Raw genomic sequence first — 21,265 nt, forward strand, 5'->3', positions numbered from 1 at the left:
AGGACACCAGCACGCTTGATCAAGAAGTAGTCAACTACGAAGAGGTGGGGACTTCTACATGGCCACCAGCGGCGACACCCACTTGGCCGTTGACACGAATTCCGGCCGGCAGGTGCTCATCGGTGTCGGTCTTCTCCCGCGCCCACGCCAGCTCATCCCGCGAGGGGGAGTAGAAGAGGTACAGCTCGCGCGTCATCATCAAGCGCGGGAACACCCGATAGGCGGTCTGTTCGACGGACGTCACCGCAATGGGGGTTCTGGGCTTATGTGGACTACCCCCTGGCGACGGTTGAGGGCGTCATCCGACCCGCTGCAGGGCGCGTTCGCGGCGCGCCGTCACGGTTGAGCCGGACTCGCCGCGCGCCATCCGGCGCAGTACCACCGGCGCCAGGAGCAGGCCGAGCACCGCCCAGGCGCCGAGTACGCCGACGGTCTCCAGGTGGCGCCAGGATTGGCCGATCTCGATGGCCGCCGCCGAGTCCGGCAGCAGGGCTGACCGCATACCCAGGCCCATCCAGTAGATCGGGAAGACCTGGGCGATCCATTGCAGCCATTCGGGCAGCGCGGTGATCGGGTAGAAGATGCCGGAGACGCCGATCACCGCGAGGAACGGCAGCTGGATGAGCCCTTGGGCGCGTGCGCTGGTGAACGCCGAGCCCAGGACCGCGCCGAGCGGCAGGGTCGCGACCAGGCCGAGCGCCAGCGTCCAGGCCAGGGTGGGCCAGGAGCCGGGGCCGATCCGCAGGCCCTCGACGATGAGCATGGCGGGCACCAGGAAGATGACCAGATCGGCTAAGAGACCGCCGGAGACCGAGATCACCTTGCCGATGAGGTAGGCGGGCATCCCGTGCGGGGTCGCCTTGGCGCGCAGCAGGGTGCCGTCCTCGCGGTCGGCGGTGAGCTGCTGGCTCATACTGATCATGCCGGTCGCGGCGTTCATTCCCAGGATGCTGGGCAGCGCCAGCATGCCCAGCAGGAGCCCGCTGGACCCGAAGGGCAGGTCCCGGATGAAGAACATGGTGGCCACCATCAGTCCGGGCCAGAGGAAGTGGGAGAACAGGTCGGCGCCGTTGGTGAACGACTGCCGCAGCTCGACGCGGCCGCGGGTCCAGCCGGTGCGCAGTACGGTCGTGGCGGGGTTCATCGGGTGGCCGCCTGGGGTGATTCGGCCTGGCGGACCAGAGAGAGGTAGGTCTGCTCCAGCGAGGCGCGGTGGACTTCGAGCTCGTGGATGTCGTCGCCGTACCGGGCGAACAGGTCGCGGGCCAGCCCGGTCGAGTCGGTGGTCCGCTCCGTGAAGCGCTGACCGCCGCGTAGCCAGCGCACCTCGTCCTCGCCGGCGATCCGCTGCGCGAGTTCGCCGGCCGTACCGTCGGCGATGATCCGCCCGCCATTGAGTACGAGGATGCGGTGGGCCAGCTTCTCGGCCTCGTCCAGATCGTGGGTGGTGAGCAGGACGGTGGTCTCGCCGGTGCCGACGACGCGCCGTACCAGATCGTGGAACTCGTGTCTGGCCTGCGGGTCGAACGAGGCGGTGGGCTCGTCGAGGAACAGCAGCTCGGGACGGCCCACCAGACCGATCGCCACGTCCAGCCTGCGTCGCTGGCCGCCGGACAGCATCCTGAGCTTCTTGCCGGCGTGCTCGGTCAGGCCGACCGCCTCGATCAGCTCGTCGGGGTGCCAGGGCCGCTTGATCTGCGGGGTGGTGTACGGGGCGTAGTAGGTGCCGAGGTGGGCCAGGAATTCGCGTACGCGCCATTTGCCATGATCGCGCCAGGACTGCAGCACGACCCCGAGCCGGGCCCGCCACCGCTCGTCGCCGTGCGCGGGATCGGTGCCGAGCACCTTGACCTGACCCTGTGAACGGGTGCGGAAGCCCTCCAGGATCTCGATCGTGGTGGTCTTGCCGGCGCCGTTCGGGCCCAGCAGGGCCAGCACCTCGCCGTGGCGGGCGTGGAAGGTGACGTCGTGCAGGACGTCGACGGAGCCGTAGCGCATGCGCAGCCCGCCGACGTCGAGCACGACCTTGTCGCTCGTCGTCATGAGATGACCTTTCGTCATGGATTGAGCGCCTCGGTCTTCGTGGATTGAGCGCCTCGGCCTCGCCGCACATGCCGGTGTGGGGCGTTGCGAGGGCATGCCTGATCACGGCCTGAGCCGAGCGGCCCGCGTCGCTGCGCGGGCGGCTGCGGCCCAGGCCGGGCCATAGGGAAAGGGAACGCCAGGCCGGGACGGTGCGGAACGGGACGGTTCAGACGGGTAGGCGAGGCAGTGGGCCTACCAGCTGTTCCCGGCGAGCGTCTCCCGAGCGCGCGCCATCAGATCCACCCGGTCCAGGCCGGCCAGGGCGAGCGCGCGGGGGACGGTGCCGATCTCGGTGTCCAGGACGCCGAGCAGCAGATGCGCAGGACGCAGGTCCTTCTTGCCGGTGGCGGCGGCGAAGCCGCGTTCGATCGCGAGCCGCGCCGAAGCGCCGAGCTTCGGAGACTCGAGGGCGAGGGCGGGCTTGGGGAGGTCGAAGGAGGCGACGCTCACCCCGACCGCGCTCAGGCTGTGCTCGAACTCCCGGTCGAGCGCGTCCCGGATCGCCTGCCGCCCGAGCCCGGCAGCGGTCAGGACGCGGTGGGCGGCGGTGCCTTCGCCGGCCGCGATCGCCAGCAGAAGATGGTGGGCCTCGATCGCCGCGGAGCCATCCTCTTGCGCCTCCGCCGCCCCCTGCTCGATGATCGCGTTGATGTAGTGATCGATCGCACTCACTGTCGTCTCCTCAGCGCGACTCCGGCGGCGATGAGCCGCTTGACGTGCTTCTTGTGAACCGCCTGGCGGGTGACACCGAGGGCCTCGGCGACATCCGGCCAACTCCAGCCCGCGCGCATGGCCTGCTCCACGGCGGCGTCCTCCAGCCGATCGGCCAAGAGCCGCAGGGCCACGACGGCCGCCAGCGAGTCGGCGGGATCCTTGGGAACAGGTACGTCTTCGACCGGCATATAAGCAACCGTAGTTGACCATCTGTCGATAGTCAACGTCGGTTGCTTAGAATCTCAGAGGAGTGCTTCGCTACCCGGCGACGTATCCGGTGGGCGCGCTACGCCTGGATGAGGCCGAGTTGCCGCAGCTGTGAGTAGAGGTCGACGACTCCCCAGATGTCGATGATCTGACCGTCGGCGAAGCGGATGATGAAGATCTCGTGGTAGGTGACGGATATGCCGGTCGGGGGCATGCCCCGATATTCACCGGAGTTGGTCCCGGTGACCGTCTGCCGAGCGACGACCTTGTCTTCCTCGGCGATCAGGTCCTCAAGCGTTATGTGGATGTCGGGATACGCGCGCAGGAGGATCTCCCATATGCGCTTTTGTACCTGCACCGCGCTCACGTCAGTCCGCTCCGCCGTGTGGAACCGCCCGTCCGGGTGAATGAGCTCGTCGATCGCCTTCGAGATGACCTCCAGATCGCCGCTGTTGATGGCCTCGTGGAAGCAGTGGTACGTCTCCTTGTTGCGTGCTTCCTGGGCTGTTGACATGTCGCCTTCTCCTTGGATCGAGATGATGCGGTCGTGGGCGCCTGGTGAAATCGGCGTCTCGGTAGCTAACGACGAGATAGCCCCTCGGATTGTGACGCCAACGCCGGCCAATGGCGCGGCACGTGAGCGATGATCCGTCTCCCGGCCGGGCTGGTCGCGACACCGCCGGACCCTCGCGCTATTAATAAACCGGCAGCCGGTTTGCTAATGAGTGGATGGGAGGACGCGATGGCCCGGACAGTTGATCAGGCCGCGCACGCCGGACGGCGGGCGCAGTTCCTGGACGCGGCGGAACTGCTGCTGCACACCAAGGGCTACGAGCGGATGAGCGTGCAGGACGTCTGGTCCCAGGTGGACGCTTCCAAGGGGGCCTTCTACCACTACTTCGACTCCAAACAGGCGCTCATCGAAGCGGTGATGGAACGCATGGCCGATCAGATCGCCGCCGCTTTGGCCCCACTGGCCGCCGATTCGGACGCGCCCGCGTTGGAGAAGCTGCAGAGCTTCTTCACCGGGCTGGGCCGCTGGAAGGCCCAGCGGCGCGACCTGCTCGTCGCGCTGCTACGCGTCTGGCAGTCCGACGACAACGCCGTCGTCCGGCAGAAGCTGCGCCCGGGCATCGCCGACCGCATCGCACCGCTACTGGCCGGCATCCTTGAGCAAGGCGCACGCGAGACCACCCTGGCGGTTCCGCATCCGGACGCGACCGGCCGCGTTCTCGTCGCACTGGTGCAGGACCTCAACGACCGGCTGGCCGAGATGATCGTGTCCTTCGACGCCACCGGCCGGCCGGACCTGTCCGCCGCTCAGGACACGGTCGCCGCCCACACCCAGGCCCTGGAACGGATCCTCGGCCTTGCCGAGCACTGCCTTGTGCTGGTCGAGCCCGCCGTGTTGCGCCCCTGGTTCACCGCCGCCGGCATCGACGACACCCCGACCTCATGAGAGGACGCCGGCCATGAAGATCGCACTGGGCATCTTGATCGCTCTGTTCTACCTGCAGGCACTGGCCAAGTTCGGCCTGTGGCTGTTCGCCCCCTACCACGTCCGGATCAAGCGCATCGCCGCCTACTACACGCGCGGGCAACGTCTCATCGGCATCTACGACACCCTCACGCTGCTGTGCGTCATGGCCATCATCGCCCTGCAGTTCGCTTCCGGCATGAGCGCGCCGAGCTTCGCCGCCGGGCTGGTCGTCGGCATGAACCTCATCCAGATCTTCATCCACCGCTTCAACCAGCCCCTGGCCGAGAACCGGCGACCGCCCGCGCCGGCGGCACCCGACATCACCATGTCGTACGCCATCCAGGCCAGGCCCGCCCTCGGCTGGCGCGAGATCATCATCATGGCCGGGCTGTCGGTCTGGGCGCTCTACGTCATCGTCACCGAGATGCTGGCAGGGTAAGACGTCAGGTTCAGCGAGCGTCGCTCCGTCTCGCCGGTTACAACCTGCTCGATCTGCCCACCACCCGACGGCCGCACGGACGCGGCACCACGATGCTCGAACCCGGCAACTGGAAATCGACACACATTCAGCCGCAGAGACAGAACGCCTGCTCACCGGACGCCACCACCGAACTGCGGGCCGCGCTCATCCACGCCGCACGACCAGCGGGCCAGTGGGCGACCTGAAATGCCTGCAGGTCCGTGCCCACGTGCGTCCGTCGTTACAGCGTCGCCCCGATTACCCCCGTGGTCGGCCAACGGGGGCGTCCGCCACGATCCCGCTCGGCGTGGTCGTGGCCCATCGCTCGGGTTGATGTCACCGAAGGAAAAGTAGCTGAGAGTTACATGTCAAATCCGCTACGCAGCGATCACGACTCGCGAGTACCACTCGGTAGCCATATGACTACGAATCATCGGTCTTCCGACCTTCGGGGCCATCGGAAGAAGGGTGCCGAGATGCGGCGCGAGTGGGAACTGGAAGACCTCCTCGACTGCTGGACGCTGGATGAGCAGGAGCGGGCGGTGCTGGCCAACAAATCGGGGGCAACGAGGCTGGGCTTCGGCTTGATGTTGAAGTACTTCGAGCTGGAGGAGCTGATCGTCGCCGACAGTTCGGGTGCCGATGAAGAGGACGAGGCGGACGAGAGCGAGTCCGGCTCTTCGGCAGAGCGCCCCGCAGAGGAGGACGCCAGTCACGGCGCCGGAGACGAGGATGCCAAAGGCGACGACACCGCAGAGGCGGGCGACAAGGCCGGGGGTATGGGGGGCGGGCGGGCGTTCCTGCAGGAGTTGAAGTCCGATCCGGGGCCCATGCAGCTGGATACGCTGCTGGCCGAGATCGTCAAGCTGGAACGGGTGAAGGCGATCGGATTGCCGGAGGGCTTATTCGAGGGAGTGTCGGAGAAGATCGTGGCCGGGTGGCGGGCGGAGGGGCCGTGACCTGCTGGGAACCGATCTATCCGAGCACCGGGTAGTTGGCACGGAACACGTTGTGCGGGTCGCGGGCCCGCTTGATCTCCCGCAGCCGCGCGAGCGCGCTGCTGGAGAAGGACTTCGCCGCCGTGTCGCCGGGGGACAGCACGGTGTACGGCTTGCGGCCGCTGATGTTGGCCGCCAGGTCGGCCACGACCTCGGCCTGCTTGGCGCGCGTCGCATCGGCCGCGTGCGGCAGGCCGAGACCCACCAGGCCGAGCAGGTACGGCTCGGCCACCGCGCCGCTCGCGCCGGCCCCGGCGCCCGGCTCGGCGAGCGCCCCGCCCAGGTGCCTGATCTGCACGTTGATGAGCGGCTGGACCGGCTTGGCCAGCAAAAGGTCCACCGCGTCCGCGTCCAGGCCGGTGAGCAGCTCCGCGGTGGCGATGGAGGGGGCCGGGTCGGTCGGTTCTGCGGCGATGCCCCCCAGGTCGGCGACCGGGACGACGCCGCGGCTGTCGAAGATCGCGTCCTCGATCTTGTCGAGGCGTGCCAGCAGGTCCGCCCCCTGAGCCGCTTCACCCAGATAGGCCAGGTCCAGCGTCACCATCGGCGACGCGCCGGGCGGCTGGAGCCGGTTGATCCAGACGCTGAGCTCGCGCGGTGCCTCGGCGGTGATCTCCAGGAACGCGCCGTAGACCTGCCTGGTCCGGTGCTCGGGCCAGATCACCCGCCCGCCGTACAGGGCCGACGCGGGATACAGCTCGAGTTCGAGGGCGGTCACCACCGCGAAGTCGCCGCCACCGCCGCGCAGCGCCCAGAACAGGTCGGGATCGGACTCGGCGGTCACCCGGCCCGGTTCGCCGTCGGCGTCCACGATGTCGAAGGCCCGCACGCTGTCGGCGGCCAAGCCGTGCTTGCGGCTGAACCAGCCGACCGGTACGCAGCAGGATCAGGCCTTCCACATCGCCGGAGGCGCCGTGCCCGCTCGGCTGCGCGGTCACCGTCAAACCCGCCCGCCGCGCGTAACGCACGAGCGCCGCCACGTCATCGGCATCCGTGGCCTCCGCCACAGCCGCCACCGGCTGCCTGACGGTGAGGTTCCACGCGGTGGTCGCCTGTTCGAAGCCGTCGTCACCGGGCATGAGCACGCGCCCCTTGAGAACACCGCGCAAATCGTTGGTCGTCATCGTCGTCTCCCTTTCAAGTTGTCAGAAAATGCGAAGGAATACCGTGTGCACTGCGAGGAGGTCAGGCGGGCTGCGTGGCGGCCTCTTGGGCCTTGCGGGCCTTGCTGGTCTCGCGGAGGATCAGCAGGCCCGTAACCGCGATCAGCGCCGAGGTCAGGCCGTGGATACCGAACGCGGCGGCCATGGGGCCGTGGTGGGCCAGGACGTTGACCATGTCGCCGAACGGGGCGACGGCCATCATCGGTAGGACCCAGCCCAGGGCGCGGCGGTGGCCCGTCACCAGCAGGATGCCCATGACCAGGCCCATCGCGAGTTCGCGGCTGCCCTTCACGACAGAGAAGCCGCTGTCGTCAGAGGGCCAGTTCGGCAGGCCGGGGAAGGTCGTCTCGAGGGGCAGGACGAAGGACAGCCCGAGGTAGAGGGTGAACAGGATGACGGCGGTGGCCAGGACGGTGTTGAGCTTCTTCAGTGACATGGTTGTTCTCCTTTGGTGTTCAGACTGGGCAGGGGTTCAGCCGCGGACGCGGCGGATGTGGCGGGCGTAGCGTGGGCGGCCGATGACGTGCCAGATGAGGCGGACCGGGGCGGGCAGGCCGCTGAGCACGAGGGCGCGCTCGGCCGGGTTCGCCTCTTCCAGGACGGCGCCGAAGAGCGTGAGCAGGATGGGCTTGGGGGTGTTGCGCACCATGTGGTCGTCCAGGGAGGCCCACTCCTGCACAGTGATGTGCTTGGCCGCGAGCGGGAGGAGGGTGGCCTCCTCGTCGTCGAGGTGTTCCAGCAGGACCGCGCGGTGCTCGGCAAGGGCGGCCACCAGAGTGTCGCGTTCGTCGGCGCCCGCGGTGGCCTCCCAGACGGGGACTGTGGTGTCCAGCCTGGTCAGGGTGGCCGCGATGCGCTGGTGCTGTGCCTCCATGCGCAGGACGATGTCGGCCTCCAGGTCGACCCGGGAAAGCAGCGGCGGCCACAGCAGCTCGTCCTCGCCCTCGTGATGGTTGTGCAGGCCCATGCGGTAGACGCTTAAGTGGTCGGCGATCACCTTGGCGCGAGCGGTGTCACCCGGGGCGACGGCCGCGACGAGCTCCATCAGCAGCCGTGACTCACGCCGGAGCACGCGGTGGACGATCTCCATGTCCTGGGTGTCGACGCTCATCTGTTCCTGCCCTTCATCGGTGGCGACGTGTTCAGGCTGCTCCTGGGTGTTTGGAGGGGATTTGGAAGCGGTTTGGAACGTCCACGTAAAATGTGCGGATCATGGTCTTCATCCGGGTGCTGGGCTCTCTCGGGGCCGAGGTCGGCGGCGAGCCCGTTCCCCTGGGCGGGCCGCGGCAGCGGGGCGTGCTGGCGTTGCTGGTGGCGGCGCGTGGGCAGGTTGTGCCGGTCGACCGGATGATCGAGGACCTGTGGCGCGGGGAGCCGCCCGCGCGAGCGCTGATGTCCTTGCAGGCGTATGTGTCCAACCTGCGCCGGCTGCTGGAGCCCGGACGTCCGCCGCGCACGCCGGCCCGGCTGCTGGTGAGCGCGTGGCCCGGCTATGCCCTGCGGCTGCCGTGCGAGGCGGTGGACGCGTGGCGGTTCGAGGATCTGCTCGACCAGGCCCGTACGGTCACCGACCCGCACGTCGTGCGGGCTCGGCTCGCCGAGGCGCTGGGGCTGTGGCAGGGACCGGCGTTCGCCGAGGTCGCCGACGAGCCGTGGGCTGCCGCCGAGACGGCCAAGCTGAACGAGCTGCGCCTGGTCGCCACCGAGCTGCGCGTCGCTGCGGACCTGCGCATCGGCGACGCGGCCGCGGTGGTTCCCGAGGCCGAGCGGCTCACCCGCGACGAGCCCCTCCGCGAGGAAGGCTGGCGACTGCACGCCCTGGCGCTGTGGAGCAGCGGCCGCCAAGGCGACGCGCTGGCGACGCTCCGCCGCGCACGCGGTGTCTTCGCCGAGGAGCTCGGGCTCGACCCCGGCCCGGACCTCACGGCGTTGGAGGAGGCGATCCTCACCCAGCGCTTGGACGTCCTACGTGCGACCGTGCCGCCGCCCCCGCCGCAGCCGACCGCGGCCCCTCGCCCGGGAACGGCCACGATCGTCGAGGCGCCGTTCGTCGGACGCGAGGCAGAGCTGTCGGCACTGGTCACGGCCGCCGCCGAAGCCGCTGCCGACGGAGCCCGTATCGCCCTGGTCACCGGCGAGGCCGGGCTCGGCAAGTCGACGCTTCTGGAACATCTCGGTAGGCGGCTCGAAGGTGACGGATGGCTGGTCGCCGTCGGCCGCTGCCCCGAGGTCGACAGCGCGCCGCCCGCGTGGGCGTGGACCGAGGTGCTGAGGACCATCGCCGCGACCACATCCCCGGGCGGGTTCGCGGACGACCTCGCGCCGCTGCTCGCCGACGCCGGGCCGGTGAACAGTGACGCGACCGCGGGACGGTTCCGCCTACGCCAAGCCGTGTGGACATGGCTGGCGGCGGTCGCCGCGGAACGCCCGGTCGCCATCGTCCTGGACGACCTGCACTGGGCGGACACCGCCACGCTGGAGCTGCTCGGCGGCGGCCTCGGCATCAGGGCTCCCCTGCTGGTCGTCGCGGCGTACCGGGCGGACGAGAGTGAAAACCTCACCGAAACGCTGGCCTCCCTCGCGCGCGCCACACCGCTGCGGCTCCCCCTGCCCGGCCTGGACGAGGAGGCCGTCGCACAGCTCGTACGGACCGAGTGCAAGGCCGACGACGAGACCGCCGCCGCCATCGCCGAGCGCACCGGCGGCAACCCGTTCTATGTACGCGAAAGCGCCCGGCTGATGAACGGGGAGGGCGCGCTGGTTGCCCTTTCCGAGGTCCCCGAGGGCGTACGGGACGTGCTGCGGCGGCGCCTCGCACGGTTGCCCGAGGCAGGTGTGGCCGTGTTGCGCCTCGCCGCGGTCGCGGGCCGGGAGAGCTCGGTGAACGTCCTGGTGGAGGCCGCCTACACCGACGAGGACGGTGTGCTCGACGCACTGGACGCGGGCGTGATCGCCGGATTGCTGAGCGAGCCGGGCCCCGGGCGGGTGCGGTTCGTGCACGCCCTCGTCCGCGACACCCTCGTCGCCGACGTCAGCCGCCTGCGGGCCACCCGCATGCACGCCCGCCTCGCCGCCGCGCTGGAGACCACCGGTGACATCACGGCGCTCGCGTACCACTACGCGCGAGCCGGGTCCCCCCAGGCCGTCGGCTACTGCCTCCGGGCCGCCGAGCTGGCCGAGGCACGCTACGCACACGACGTCGCGGCCGATCTCCTCACCGACGCGGTCGCGAACTCGACCGACCCGGAGGAACGCATAGACCTGCATGGCAGGCTGCTGCGGGCGCAGATCCGGGCCGGCGCCTTGCTTGCCGCGCGCCAGACCCGCCTGCGGGCCGTCGAGTACGCCGAGTCCCTGGGACGCGACGACTTGATGATCGCCGCGTTCACGGCCTGGACCGAGCCGACACCATGGCAATCCCGCGAGTACGGCACGGTGGACCGGCCCATCGTCGACAGGCTGAGCCGCCTGCTCAAGCACACCGAACTGGCCCCGGAGGTACGCAGCCACCTCCTCGCCGCCTACGCCGAAGAACTGGTCGGCGAGGACGACCCCACCGCCCTGGCGGCGGCCCGCGAGGCGCTCGACCTCGCCACCTCACCCCGCCTGCGGGCGGCGGCCCTCCAGGTCCTGACCCGCGGCCACGGCAGCTTGCCCGAACGCGACGGCCTCTGCCGCGAGCTGGTGGCGATCGGCACCGAGCACGACCTGCCCGTCTACCGCGTCACCGGGTTGCTCAACCAGGCCGCCTGCGCCGCCGCGGCCAACGACCCGGCCACCATGCGCCGCGCGGCCGCCGAGGCCCTCGACCTCGCGCGCACCTACCGACTGCCCGAAGCGATCGGCGTCGCCAAGGTGGTGCTGGCGACCCTGGCCCTCATCGAGGGCCGGTTCGGCGCCGCCGAACGGCTCTACACCGAGGCCGCCGACGGTATGCGGCGTGCCGGATCCCTGCACGCCGTCGGCTTCCTCGGCCTCGCGCTGGCCGCGATCTGGGTGAACAGCGGCACGCTCGGCGAGCACCTGGAGGAGGTGCGCGCCTTCCACGAGGCGTTCGGCCCGATCGCCTCCGACCTGCTGGTCCTCGCCCTGCACGCCAACGGCCTGATCGACGAAGCCCGCCGGATACGCACCTCGGACCCGATCCGCCCCGACTACTTCTTCACCTTCCTCACGACCGTCCGCGCGATGGCCGCCATCGCCCTGGACGATCGCGCCGCGGCCGCGGAGATCTACGCGACGCTGCTCGCGCGTCGCGACGGCCCCCCGCCGGACGCCACGAGCCTGTCGGTGGAGCTGCGCCCGGTCGCCCACACCCTCGGCGAGCTGGCCGTCTTCCTCGGCCACGACGGCGAGGCCGCCGCCCACTTCGCTCAGGCCGCCACCATGGCCGACCTGTGGAACGCACCTCATTGGGCCGCCGAGGCCCGATCGCGAACGACCACCTAGCCACTGCCCGGCATGGCCCGGCTCGACCTGCCGGACGACTCGCCAGCGGGCCGGACGGTCGGGCAGGCCCACGCGGCCCGCCGTCGCCGAGCACCGCCCCGACGCCGTGGTGACCGACGTGCGCATGCCGCCCGGCTTCGCCGACGAGAGGCTGCGGGCGGCGCATCGTCGGCGCGTTGCCCGGTGGCAGGCGCCGCGCGGGTGACGCGGCAGGCCTCGGATACCGCGCTATCCGGGGTCTGGCGTCTCGCGCGTGGTGTGGGCGTGCCGCGGTCTCTCCTGCGGTTCGCCGGTGATCCAGTTCCAGCTGGTGATCGTGGTGCGCATCAGGCGGGCGGCGGTCGACAGGTGGCTGTCGGCGCTCCAGTAGAGCGTGACCACGCGACGGCAGTCGGGGCTGTTGACGGTGATCGCGGCGAGGGGGGCACGGACGGAGGTATGCCGGGCGAAGGAAGGGACGAGGCCGATGCCGAGCCCCGCGCCGATCAGCTCGGCGATGGCGCTGAGCTCGTCGACCTCACAGACGATCTTCGGCGTGAGTCCTCTGGCGGCGAAGAGCCGGTCGAGGAGCCGGCGCTGCCAGTGCCCCTTGCGGGCGGTGACGAAAGACTGGTCGGCGAGTTCGTCGATGCTCACTGAGGCACGGCCCGCCAGCGGATGATCGAGTGCCGTGGCCACCCACACCGCGTCATCGAGCAGCTGAACCGCCTCCAGGCCCTCGGCGTGGATCGGTTGCGAGGCGACGCACAGGTCGACCTCTTGGGCCCGCAGGTGGCGGGCCATGTCCTCGGCCGCCGCCCAGTGGAGTTCGACCTCGATGGAGGGATGGGCTCGCTTGTAGGCCGCCAGCGGCCCGGTGAGGGTGAGGAAGGTCTCCGACGCCAGTCGTACCGTGCCCACACCCTCGCTGGTCGCCTCGGCGACGGCTCGCCGGCCCGCGTCGAGCTCACCGAGGGCGCGTTCGACGTGACCGCGGAAGAGCTTGCCCGTGTCGTTCAGCCGGAGCCGGCCGCTGCGATCGAACAGCGGTGTGCCCAGTTCGCTCTCCAAACGGGCGATGGTACGGCTCAGCGAAGGCTGGGCGACGCGCAGCTCGTCGGCCGCGCGGCTGAGGTGTTCCAGCCGCGCCACCACCAGGAACTGCCTGAGCGTGTTCAGCTCCATCATGCCTCTCGATACATAACAGCATAGCGATATTGATCTTAGACAAGATAACCCACGAGCCATAGCGTCGATGCCGGACAACGTAAGGGGGATATCCCATGCTCACCATGCCCGCGCATCGGACGACATCGACGGGGTGGACACTGCGGGCCGTCGTCAGCGCGCATGTGGTGGCGATCGTCGGCCAGCCGGTGTTCGCCGGGGCGTATCTGACCGGCGACTTCGACAGCCTGCGCTGGCACGCGGTCGGCGCCGACGTGGTCACCTCCATCGGCTACCTGCAGCTGATCGTGGCGATCGTGGGGTGGATTCGGCTGCGGCAGATCTGGCCGTTCCTGGCCACGGTGGCGGTGGTGGCGGCCGAGACCGTGCAGTACTTCGCCGGGTTGGACGGCGCGCTGTGGTTGCACATCCCGTTGGGTGTGATGACCGTCGCCGCGCTCGTCGTGCTGTTCATCGCCGTCTGGCGCCAGCCCTTGGCGCGGCGGGAGGTTCACCATGCGTGAGCGTCTGAGCCGGCGGCGGGTTCTGGGCATCGGAGGGGCGCTCGGGCTGATGGCGGCCACCGGGCTGTCGGCCTCGGCCGCGCTGGCCCGGCGGCCGTCGATCACCGGTGCCGAGTTGCGCAGTGCCGTACCGCTACCGCCGCCGTTCCGCGTGCCACTGCCGATTCCCGCCGTACTGGCGCCGGTCAGCACCTCGGGTGGAGCCGACCGTTACGAGATCACCCAGCGCGCGGCGAGCGCGGAGATCCTGCCCGGTGTCAGGACAGCGCTATGGACGTACGAGGGCACCTTTCCCGGGCCGACGATCGAGTCGCGTCGCGGCCGGCCGATCACCGTGACGCACCACAACGAGCTGCCCGTGCCGACCGTCGTACACCTGCACGGCGGACGCACCCCGGCGGCCTCCGACGGGTACCCGACCGACCTCGTCCTGCCCGAGGGCTGGCCGGAGGCCACCATGCACATGGGGCACGGCTCCGCGCCCGCCATGCACGATCCGCGGGCGGCGGTGAGCGAGCTGACGCGTGACTACACCTTCCCGCTGGATCAGCGGCCCGCGCTGCTGTGGTACCACGACCATCGGATGGACTTCACCGCCCCCGCGATCTGGCGCGGCCTGGCCGGGCTGCAGATCGTTCGCGACGACGCCGAGGACGCCCTCGGCCTGCCCTCGGGGCGGCGCGAACTGCCCCTCATGATCGCCGACCGGGCGTTCGCCGCCGACGGCGGCCTCGCCTACCCCGCCCTGCGAGGGCGGCCGGGCGTACAGGAGCCGTATCTCGCCGGTGTCCTCGGCGACGTGATCCTGGTCAACGGCGCCCCCTGGCCCGTGCACGAGGTCGACGCGGCCCGCTACCGGCTGCGCGTCCTCAACGCCTCCAACGCCCGCCACTACGAACTCGAAGCGGTCGGCGACGACGGGCGCCCGCTCGACCTCGTCCAGATCGGCGCCGACCAGGGCCTGCTCGCGGCGCCGGTCACCCACCGGCTGCTGCCGATCGCGCCCGCCGAACGCTACGACGTGATCATCGACTTCACCGGCCTCCCCATCGGCAGCCGGGTGACAATCGTCAACCGGCTGGGCTCCGGGCGTACCCGCGACGTGATGGCCTTCCGCATCGCGCGCAAGGCCACCGACGACAGCCGCGTCCCCGCCACCCTTTCCACCGACCTACCGGACTGGCGCCGCTCGCAGGCCGTCAGGACGCGTGAGTTCGCCTTCCGCACCGGGCGCATGCACGGCGACCACGGCTGGCTGATCGGCGGGCTGCCGTTCGACCCCGCCCGCTCCGATGTCACCGTCGGTCTCGGCGATGTCGAGGTGTGGCGGCTGGTCGCCGACGTCCATCACCCCGTCCACCTGCACCTGGTCGGCTTCCGTGTGCTCTCGCGCAGCGGCCGGCCGCCGTTGCCGTACGACGCGGGACTCAAGGACACCGTCTCACTTCGGCCGGGCGAATCGGTGGAGATCATCACCCGTTTCGACGGCTACCGCGGCCGTTACCTCTTTCACTGCCACAACGCCGAACACGAGGACATGGGCATGATGGCCAACCTCGAGGTCATCTGACTTGGCCCTGTGGGCGTGGCGGGCTGCTTTGAACGCCTCGGGCAAAACCGGTGCATTTGGTGGCTCTGTCGCCGGCCACGACATGGTCCTTGCCCGCCATCAGGGCATCGAAGCCCTGGTGGGCCACGTCGAGGCGGCTGTTCTTCGGGACGAAGCTGTGGTGCGACAGTTCGGTCAGTTCCTCGATCCGGATGCCTGTGTGCCGCAGCGCCTGCGGATGGCCCGGTCCGCCGCAGGTTGCCGACCGGCCCGTAGTCCAGCCATCGCCACGCGCCGTCGGCGGCTTGGTCTCGCCGCGCTCCCACGAACGCGATGGAACGCGATGGAACGCGTTTCTAGGTAAGGCGGCTTTGCCTCGGGGACATGCCATCGCGGAGCCGCTGGGGGTTCCTGCCGACCGCCGGGGTGCGTGGTCGGCGTCGGCTCGTCCACTCCAAGGAGGATGCAGTGATCGACCGTGTCCAAGACCGGTCCGGCCGAGGCTCGTGGATCGAGTCCGCGGCCGGACAGCGGGATGAGCGATGACGGGGGAGCCCGTCCCGGGGGTGCGGGACTTCCGGCTGATGGTGGCGCCGGAGCCGTTCGACCCTGCGGCAGTGGAACCGTCCCACCAAGAACTGTCCCGCCAAGAGCCGCCCCCCACTGAGTCGTCCCACCGCGAGCGGCCCGCCGCGGCGGGCGCGGCGCGGGCGACCGTCGTACAGGTCGCGGCGTCGCTGAGCGAGCCCGACATCGCCCGCCTCAAGGCGTCGTACGGCCTGCGCCTGGACAAGTTCATCCCGAACCTGGCCTACCTGGAACGCCTGGACACCGCGACCGCGGACCGCGTACGAGCGGACTTCCTGGTCAGGGCGGTCATCCCGTTCCCGCAGGCGTCGAAGCTGTCGCCCACGATCCCCGCCACGGGGCCGCTCGACCTGACGATGGTGCTGTTCGAGGACTCCGACCCCGTCGCCGTCACGGCGAGTCTGACCGCGCTCGGCGCGCGTGACATGGCGACGGCCGATGACCGGGAGAGCGGCGGGCGGCTGCGGTTGCACCTCACGCTCGACGACCCGTCCAGGGTCGCCCAGGCCGCGGCGATCGACGACGTCATCTGGATCGAGCCCGAGCCCGAGTTCACCCTCATGGACGCCGGGGCGGCGAGGGTGATCCAGTCGGGCGACCCGTCCAGCGGCCCGGTCTGGATCCACAACCTGCACGGCGAGGACCAGGTGATCGGGATGATCGACCAGGGCGGCGTCGACCTGGACCACTGCTTCTTCGCCGACAACCCGCCGAACAAGCCCGGTCCGAACCATCGCAAGGTGGTCCGGGCGTTCAACGAAGGCGTCGTCGGCCCGCACTTCATGCAGATGGCCGGCATCATCGCCGGTGACCAGCTCGGCTTCTCCGGCAATCACCCCAACCGTGGCGGCGCGTGGGCCGCCAAGCTCGTCACCCGCAGCCTCGGGGACCTGAAGCGAGAGAAGATCAATACGGGTTTCGCGGTCTTCAGCCTCGAGACCCTGCTGAACGCGTCGAGAAAAGAAGGCGCGAGCATCCACAACCTGAGCTGGGGAATCGGCAAGACGGCGGCCTACGACGTGCTCGCCCAGGACGCGGACAAGTTCAGCTTCGAGCACGAGGACCAGCTGCTGGTCGCGGCCGGCCAGAACGTGGAGCAGGGGCCGGAGAACCTGCCGCCCGGGATCGCGTTCAACACGCTGTGCGTCGCGGCCACGAAAGCCTTCCCCGACCACATGTCGCGGGGCAACGGGGTGGACGGGCCGACGCCCGACGGCCGCCGCAAGCCGGACCTCATGGCGGTCGGCTGTGGCATCACCACCTCGGTGATCCCTACGCCCCCTCCCAAAGGCCCGTTCTGCGACGTGCAAGCGATCGCGTGCGGCTGCAGCGCCGCGACGGCGAACACGTCGGCCGCGGCCGCGCTGGTGCGCCAGTACTTCCAGAGGGGCTTCTACCCGACAGGCGAACCGCGGAAGGACATGGTCATCAAGGAGCCGTCAGGAGCGCTGATCAAGGCGGTGCTGCTCAACTCGACCGTCCGCATGACCGATCATCCCGGCTACCCGAACGACATCACGGGCTGGGGGATCATCCAGCTCGACCGGACGCTGTTCTTCAAGGACTCCAGCCGCCGCGGGCTGATCGTCAAGGACGTCCCGAAGAGCGCCGGCCTGCGGATGGGCGAGACGCGTACGTCCCAGTTCTTCGTCAACGGCGACACGGAGCCGCTGAAGATCACCCTGGTGTGGGTCAACCGGCCGCCGTCCGAGCAGAACCTGCCGCATCCCCGGGTGGACGCCATCAGGTTCGAGGTGGAGGACTCCCAAGGCACCTTCTACATGGGCAACGACCTCGACGGGATCAACGGGGTCTCGCGGAAGCTGGCGACGGCCCCGGCCAGCCCGCCGGACGCGATCAACAACGTCCAGATGGTCATCGTGAATCAGCCCACTCCAGGGACCTGGAGGATCCGGCTGCGCCAGTCCGGGCACCAGGAGAAACAGCGCTACGCGCTCGTGGTCTCCGGTGACGTCGCCGTGGACGCGCTGTGACGGGCCGGCGTCCCGACTTCCGGCTGATGGTGGGACCGGAACCGTTCGATCCCGTGGAGCTCGTACAGGAGAGCGCGGCGGCCGGGCCGCAGGCGACGGTCGTGCAGGTCGCGGCGTCGCTGAGCGGGCCGGACATCGCCCGGCTCAAGGCGGCGTACGGCCTGCGCCTGGACCGGTTCGTCCCGAATCTGGCCTATCTCGAACGGCTGGACGCGGCGACGGCCGACCGGGTGCGCGCGGATTTCCTCATCCGGGCGGTCACCCCGTTCCCGCAGGCGTCCAAGCTCTCGCCCGACATCCCGGCGACCGGGCCGCTCGCTCTGACGGCGGTGCTGTTCGACGACTCCGACGCCGCCGCCGTCACGACGAGTCTGACCGCGATCGGCGCGCACGACGTCGCGGCGAGCGACGCCCGCGAGTTCGGCGGCAGGCTGCGCCTGGTCTTCGGGCTCGCCGACGTGACCAAGGTCGCCCAGGTCGCGGCGCTGGAGGACGTCACGTGGATCGAACCGGCGCCCGCGGTCGAGAACCAGGACGTGCCGTCCGCCCAGGTGATCCAGTCCGGCGACCCGGCCCGGGGCACCGTGTGGGATCGGCACCTGCACGGCGAGGACCAGGTGATCCAGATCATCGAAGGGGGCACGCTCGACCTCAACGACCGCTTCTTCGCCGACGCCGCCCCGAACACGCCAGGCCCGGGCCATCGCAAGGTGCGCGCGCTGTTCAAAAAGGCGAACACCGCGCTCGACAGCCATTTCATGAAGGTCGCGGGCATCGCCGCCGGCGACGAGCTGGGCAACTCCGGTCAGCACCAGGACCGCGGCGGCGCCTGGGCCGCGAAGATCGTCGGCAACGACAGCACCGCACTGCAGGACCTGGGCCCGAATCACCGCAGCGTCCACCAGTTCCTGGAGGACGGGCGAGGCGTCGGCGCGACCGTGCACAACATCAGCTGGGTCAACACCCTCAGCTTGCGCTATGAGGGCACCGCCCGGGACGTGGACGCGTTCTGCTTCGCCCGCGAGGAGCAGGTGGTGGTCGCCGCCGCGACGAACACGCGGCCGAACTCGAGGAACATGCCGCCCGGCATCGCGCTCAACGCGATCTGCGTCGCGGCGGCCAGGGCCCACCCCGGCCACATGACGCGGGGCAGCGGCGTGGACGGGCCCTCGTTCGACAGCCGCCGCAAGCCGGACCTGATGGCCGTCGGCTGCGGCATCAGGACCTCCGTCCTGCCGCCCACGCCGTCCACGGGCCTGTACAGCGACACCGCCGTCCAGACGTGCGGCACCAGTTTCGCGACGCCGAACGCCGCGGCCGCGGCCGCCCTCGTACGCCAGTACTTCACGCAGGGCTTCTACCCGAACGGCAAGCCCGAGCAGGACAAGATCGTCAAGCAGCCGTCCGGCGCGCTGATCAAGGCGGTGCTGCTGAACGCGACCGTCGACATGACCGGCCACCCCGGCTACCCGAGCGACATCGAGGGCTGGGGGCTCATCCAGCTCGACCGGGCCCTGTTCTTCGAGAACGGCACGCGCAAGCTGATCGTGCACGACGTCAGGAGCGCCGCCTCCATGGCGACGTCCGCGACCCGCTCGTACGGCTTCACCGTCGACGACGCGGGCGAGCAGCTGAAGATCACCCTCGTCTGGACGAGCAAGGCGATGACCGAGGTGGCGCCGTTCACCCCGGACCCCATCCGGTTCGAGGTGGAGGACCCCGCCGGGGGCTTCTACATGGGCAACGACTTCGACGTGCCCAACGGGGTCTCGCGGAAGCTGGCGGCGCCCCCGAAAGCGCCGCCCGACATCGCGAACAACGTCCAGATGGTCGTCGTGAACAACCCCGCTCCCGGCCCCTGGACGATCCGGCTGCGCCCCGTGCTCACGCGGGCGCCGCAGGGCTTCGCGCTGGTGATCACGGGGGGTGTGCGATGAGGAGTGAGGGACAGGACTTCCGGCTGCTGGTGGGGCCGGAGCCGTTCGATCCCATGCGGGTGGAGCCGGCCGCGGCGGCCGGGCCGCGGGCGACGGTCGTGCAGGTCGCGGCATTGCTGAGCGGGCCGGACATCGTCCGGCTCAAGGCGGCGTACGGGCTGCGGCTGGACCGGTTCATCCCGAATCTGGCCTACCTCGAACGGCTGGACGCGGCGACGGCCGACCGGGTGCGCGCGGACTTCCTGGTCCGGGCCGTGGCCCCGCTGCCACAGGCGTCCAAGCTCTCCCCGGACATCCCGGCGACCGGGCCGCTCGACCTGGTGGCGGTGCTGTTCGACGACTCCGACGCCGACGCCGTCACGGCCGCGCTGACGACGATCGGCGCGCACGACATCGCCACGGTCGACGGCCGGGCGTTCGGCGGGCGGCTGCGCCTGCGGCTCACGCTGGACGACGCGGCCAAGGTCGCCCAGGTCGCGGCGCTGGAGGACGTCACGTGGATCGAACCGGTGCCGGTGATCGTCGACGCGGACGTGCCCTCCGCCCAGACGACCCAGTCCGGCGACCCGGCCCGCGGCACGATCTGGGCGCACGACCTGCACGGCGAGGATCAGGTGATCCAGGTCATCGAGCGGGGCACGCTCGACCTCAACCACCGCTTCTTCGCCGACGTGGCCCCGAACAGGCCCGGCCCCGGCCATCGCAAGATCCGCGAGCTGTTCAACCCGAGAGGGGCCACGCCCCGCGACCACTTCATGAAGGTCGCCGGCATCGCGGCCGGTAACGAACTGGGCAACTCCGGCAACCACCAGGACAGAGGCGGCGCCTGGGCCGCGAAGATCGTCGGCCACGACGCCAACCTGATCCTCGCCCCGCCGGACAAGACGTCGCCGGACAGGAACCGCCGCCCGCGCAGCCTGCAGGAGCTGCTGGAGGACGGGAGGGGCGCCGGGGCGACCGTCCACAACATCAGCTGGAGCACCAATATCCGCTACGACGTCGCCGCCCGGGACCTGGACGCGTTCTGCCTGGCCCGCGAGGAACAGGTGGTGATCGTCGCCGGCGAGAACACAGGGGTGAGCCCGAAGAACGCCTCGCCCAGCGTCGCGTTCAACGCGCTCTGCGTCGCGGCGGCCAAGGCCTTCCCCGACCAGATGTCGCGGGGCAGCGGCGTGGACGGGCCCTCCTTCGACGGCCGCCGCAAGCCGGAGGTGATGGCCGTCGGCTGCGGCATCAGGACCTCGGTCCTGCCGCCCACGCCGTCCACGGGCCTGTACAGCGACACCGAGGTCCAGACCCGGTGCAGCACGAGCTTCGCGACGCCGAACGTCTCGGCCGCGGCCGCCCTCGTACGCCAGTACTTCAACCAGGGCTTCTACCCCAAGGGCCGGCCGGTGGAGGGCAACCGCAACCCCAGCCCGTCAGGTGCGCTGATCAGGGCGGTGCTGCTGAACGCGACCGTCGACATGAGCGGTCATCCCGGCTACCCGACCGACACCGAGGGCTGGGGGCTCATCCAGCTCGACCAGACCCTGTTCTTCGAGAACGGCGCCCGCTCGATGATCGCGATCGACATCCCGAGCCGAGCCGGTCTGCGCCTGGCCGAGACCCGTACGTACCGCTTCAACGTCCATGACGCGAGAGAGCCGTTGAAGATCACCTTCGTGTGGGTGAACCGGCCGCCGTCCGAGGGCCAGACCACCCCCACCGTGCAGGCGATCAGGTTCGAGGTCGAGGACCCGGCAGGAAACCTCTACGCGGGCAACGACTTCGACGTGCCCAGCGGCTTCTCCCGGCAGCGCAAGACCAGCCCGCCCGTTCCGCCTGACATCACCAACAACGTCCAGATGGTCGTCCTGCCGAGTCCTGTCATCGGTACGTGGATGATCCGGCTCCGCCCGTTCCTGAATCTTGACACCCAAGGTTACGCGCTGGTCATATCCGGCGGCGTGATCTAGACCGGAGGTATCC

Annotated in this window: 19 protein-coding genes and 2 pseudogenes; 10 read left to right on the plus strand and 11 right to left on the minus strand. The window is 70.1% G+C overall.

The genetic code is table 11. The features are described from left to right. Positions 1–34: 34 nt before the first annotated feature. From AB0B61_RS46000 to AB0B61_RS46025, 6 genes are all read right to left on the minus strand, one after another. Positions 35–244 carry a hypothetical protein gene (locus AB0B61_RS46000; protein ID WP_358446747.1) on the minus strand — a complete coding sequence of 70 codons (210 nt, stop codon included), beginning with the start codon at positions 242–244 and terminating at the stop codon, positions 35–37. Positions 245–298: 54 nt separating this feature from the next. Beyond that, positions 299–1,144, minus strand: coding sequence for an ABC transporter permease (locus AB0B61_RS46005; protein ID WP_358446749.1), 846 nt, complete (start codon positions 1,142–1,144; stop codon positions 299–301). Then, positions 1,141–2,043 (minus strand): ABC transporter ATP-binding protein, encoded by a 903-nt coding sequence (locus tag AB0B61_RS46010; protein ID WP_358446752.1) that lies wholly within the window; start codon positions 2,041–2,043, stop codon positions 1,141–1,143. Before AB0B61_RS46010 ends, AB0B61_RS46005 begins: the two co-directional genes overlap by 4 nt. Positions 2,044–2,277: 234 nt before the next feature. Continuing rightward, positions 2,278–2,757 (minus strand): Clp protease N-terminal domain-containing protein, encoded by a 480-nt coding sequence (locus tag AB0B61_RS46015; protein WP_358446754.1) that lies wholly within the window; start codon positions 2,755–2,757, stop codon positions 2,278–2,280. Continuing rightward, a complete protein-coding gene (locus tag AB0B61_RS46020) occupies positions 2,754–2,987 on the minus strand; it encodes a winged helix-turn-helix domain-containing protein (RefSeq protein ID WP_357955340.1) in 234 nt (77 codons plus the stop codon). The genes AB0B61_RS46015 and AB0B61_RS46020 overlap by 4 nt, the downstream gene beginning before the upstream one ends. A gap of 98 nt (positions 2,988–3,085) precedes the next feature. After that, positions 3,086–3,520 (minus strand): ester cyclase, encoded by a 435-nt coding sequence (locus AB0B61_RS46025; protein WP_358446757.1) that lies wholly within the window; start codon positions 3,518–3,520, stop codon positions 3,086–3,088. 228 nt (positions 3,521–3,748) lie between these two features. Between AB0B61_RS46025 and AB0B61_RS46030 the strand changes: the two genes are divergently transcribed. The 3 genes from AB0B61_RS46030 (at position 3,749) to AB0B61_RS46040 (ending at position 5,905) form a co-directional block, all read left to right on the plus strand. Further along, entirely contained in the window at positions 3,749–4,465 is a 717-nt protein-coding gene (locus tag AB0B61_RS46030; protein ID WP_358446760.1) for a TetR/AcrR family transcriptional regulator, read from the plus strand. Positions 4,466–4,478: 13 nt separating this feature from the next. After that, the gene (locus tag AB0B61_RS46035) at positions 4,479–4,925 is read left to right on the plus strand and encodes a hypothetical protein (protein WP_358446763.1); all 447 of its coding nucleotides are present in this window, start codon (positions 4,479–4,481) and stop codon (positions 4,923–4,925) included. A gap of 497 nt (positions 4,926–5,422) precedes the next feature. After that, positions 5,423–5,905, plus strand: a complete 483-nt coding sequence (locus tag AB0B61_RS46040; RefSeq protein WP_358446766.1) for a hypothetical protein — start codon at positions 5,423–5,425, stop codon at positions 5,903–5,905. Between the two features lie 16 nt (positions 5,906–5,921). Here AB0B61_RS46040 and AB0B61_RS46045 read toward each other — a convergent pair whose 3' ends face one another. The 4 genes and pseudogenes from AB0B61_RS46045 to AB0B61_RS46060 form a co-directional block, all read right to left on the minus strand. After that, positions 5,922–6,788, minus strand: a complete 867-nt coding sequence (locus AB0B61_RS46045; RefSeq protein WP_358446768.1) for a BBE domain-containing protein — start codon at positions 6,786–6,788, stop codon at positions 5,922–5,924. 82 nt (positions 6,789–6,870) lie between these two features. Next, positions 6,871–7,068, minus strand: a pseudogene (locus AB0B61_RS46050) (FAD-linked oxidase); the annotation flags it as partial. A gap of 61 nt (positions 7,069–7,129) precedes the next feature. Continuing rightward, positions 7,130–7,543 (minus strand): DUF4267 domain-containing protein, encoded by a 414-nt coding sequence (locus AB0B61_RS46055; RefSeq protein ID WP_358446771.1) that lies wholly within the window; start codon positions 7,541–7,543, stop codon positions 7,130–7,132. 36 nt (positions 7,544–7,579) lie between these two features. Next, entirely contained in the window at positions 7,580–8,218 is a 639-nt protein-coding gene (locus tag AB0B61_RS46060; protein ID WP_358446773.1) for a hemerythrin domain-containing protein, read from the minus strand. 101 nt (positions 8,219–8,319) lie between these two features. On the opposite strand from AB0B61_RS46060, the gene AB0B61_RS46065 reads away from it, so the two are divergent. Both AB0B61_RS46065 and AB0B61_RS46070 read left to right on the plus strand, forming a co-directional pair. Then, positions 8,320–11,556 (plus strand): BTAD domain-containing putative transcriptional regulator, encoded by a 3,237-nt coding sequence (locus AB0B61_RS46065; protein ID WP_358446776.1) that lies wholly within the window; start codon positions 8,320–8,322, stop codon positions 11,554–11,556. A gap of 79 nt (positions 11,557–11,635) precedes the next feature. Further along, a pseudogene (locus tag AB0B61_RS46070) lies at positions 11,636–11,731 on the plus strand (DNA-binding response regulator); the annotation flags it as partial. 53 nt (positions 11,732–11,784) lie between these two features. Here the strand turns inward: AB0B61_RS46070 and AB0B61_RS46075 are convergent. After that, positions 11,785–12,723 (minus strand): LysR substrate-binding domain-containing protein, encoded by a 939-nt coding sequence (locus tag AB0B61_RS46075; RefSeq protein ID WP_358446779.1) that lies wholly within the window; start codon positions 12,721–12,723, stop codon positions 11,785–11,787. A 95-nt stretch (positions 12,724–12,818) separates the two neighbouring features. Between AB0B61_RS46075 and AB0B61_RS46080 the strand changes: the two genes are divergently transcribed. The 5 genes from AB0B61_RS46080 (at position 12,819) to AB0B61_RS46100 (ending at position 21,252) form a co-directional block, all read left to right on the plus strand. Next, a complete protein-coding gene (locus AB0B61_RS46080) occupies positions 12,819–13,226 on the plus strand; it encodes a hypothetical protein (RefSeq protein ID WP_358446782.1) in 408 nt (135 codons plus the stop codon). Further along, entirely contained in the window at positions 13,219–14,796 is a 1,578-nt protein-coding gene (locus tag AB0B61_RS46085) for a multicopper oxidase domain-containing protein (RefSeq protein ID WP_358446784.1), read from the plus strand. The genes AB0B61_RS46080 and AB0B61_RS46085 overlap by 8 nt, the downstream gene beginning before the upstream one ends. 521 nt (positions 14,797–15,317) lie before the next feature. Then, complete coding sequence (locus tag AB0B61_RS46090) at positions 15,318–17,357, plus strand: S8 family serine peptidase (RefSeq protein WP_358446787.1); 2,040 nt, start codon at positions 15,318–15,320, stop codon at positions 17,355–17,357. Next, the gene (locus AB0B61_RS46095) at positions 17,354–19,294 is read left to right on the plus strand and encodes a S8 family serine peptidase (RefSeq protein ID WP_358446790.1); all 1,941 of its coding nucleotides are present in this window, start codon (positions 17,354–17,356) and stop codon (positions 19,292–19,294) included. The genes AB0B61_RS46090 and AB0B61_RS46095 overlap by 4 nt, the downstream gene beginning before the upstream one ends. Continuing rightward, positions 19,291–21,252 (plus strand): S8 family serine peptidase, encoded by a 1,962-nt coding sequence (locus tag AB0B61_RS46100; RefSeq protein ID WP_358446792.1) that lies wholly within the window; start codon positions 19,291–19,293, stop codon positions 21,250–21,252. Before AB0B61_RS46095 ends, AB0B61_RS46100 begins: the two co-directional genes overlap by 4 nt. The last annotated feature ends 13 nt before the right edge of the window (positions 21,253–21,265 follow it).

It is taken from the genome of Nonomuraea sp. NPDC049158 (genome assembly GCF_040648335.1).
In the GTDB taxonomy this organism is placed as follows: domain Bacteria; phylum Actinomycetota; class Actinomycetes; order Streptosporangiales; family Streptosporangiaceae; genus Nonomuraea.

Coding starts and splice junctions, on each gene's coding strand:
- AB0B61_RS46010 (WP_358446752.1), bottom strand. CDS start 2,043: ATGACGACGAGCGACAAGGTCGTGCTCGACGTCGGCGGGCTGCGCATG.
- AB0B61_RS46085 (WP_358446784.1), top strand. CDS start 13,219: ATGCGTGAGCGTCTGAGCCGGCGGCGGGTTCTGGGCATCGGAGGGGCG.
- AB0B61_RS46035 (WP_358446763.1), top strand. CDS start 4,479: ATGAAGATCGCACTGGGCATCTTGATCGCTCTGTTCTACCTGCAGGCA.
- AB0B61_RS46065 (WP_358446776.1), top strand. CDS start 8,320: ATGGTCTTCATCCGGGTGCTGGGCTCTCTCGGGGCCGAGGTCGGCGGC.
- AB0B61_RS46020 (WP_357955340.1), bottom strand. CDS start 2,987: ATGCCGGTCGAAGACGTACCTGTTCCCAAGGATCCCGCCGACTCGCTG.
- AB0B61_RS46040 (WP_358446766.1), top strand. CDS start 5,423: ATGCGGCGCGAGTGGGAACTGGAAGACCTCCTCGACTGCTGGACGCTG.
- AB0B61_RS46030 (WP_358446760.1), top strand. CDS start 3,749: ATGGCCCGGACAGTTGATCAGGCCGCGCACGCCGGACGGCGGGCGCAG.
- AB0B61_RS46060 (WP_358446773.1), bottom strand. CDS start 8,218: ATGAGCGTCGACACCCAGGACATGGAGATCGTCCACCGCGTGCTCCGG.
- AB0B61_RS46075 (WP_358446779.1), bottom strand. CDS start 12,723: ATGATGGAGCTGAACACGCTCAGGCAGTTCCTGGTGGTGGCGCGGCTG.
- AB0B61_RS46005 (WP_358446749.1), bottom strand. CDS start 1,144: ATGAACCCCGCCACGACCGTACTGCGCACCGGCTGGACCCGCGGCCGC.
- AB0B61_RS46080 (WP_358446782.1), top strand. CDS start 12,819: ATGCTCACCATGCCCGCGCATCGGACGACATCGACGGGGTGGACACTG.
- AB0B61_RS46100 (WP_358446792.1), top strand. CDS start 19,291: ATGAGGAGTGAGGGACAGGACTTCCGGCTGCTGGTGGGGCCGGAGCCG.
- AB0B61_RS46055 (WP_358446771.1), bottom strand. CDS start 7,543: ATGTCACTGAAGAAGCTCAACACCGTCCTGGCCACCGCCGTCATCCTG.
- AB0B61_RS46090 (WP_358446787.1), top strand. CDS start 15,318: ATGACGGGGGAGCCCGTCCCGGGGGTGCGGGACTTCCGGCTGATGGTG.
- AB0B61_RS46025 (WP_358446757.1), bottom strand. CDS start 3,520: ATGTCAACAGCCCAGGAAGCACGCAACAAGGAGACGTACCACTGCTTC.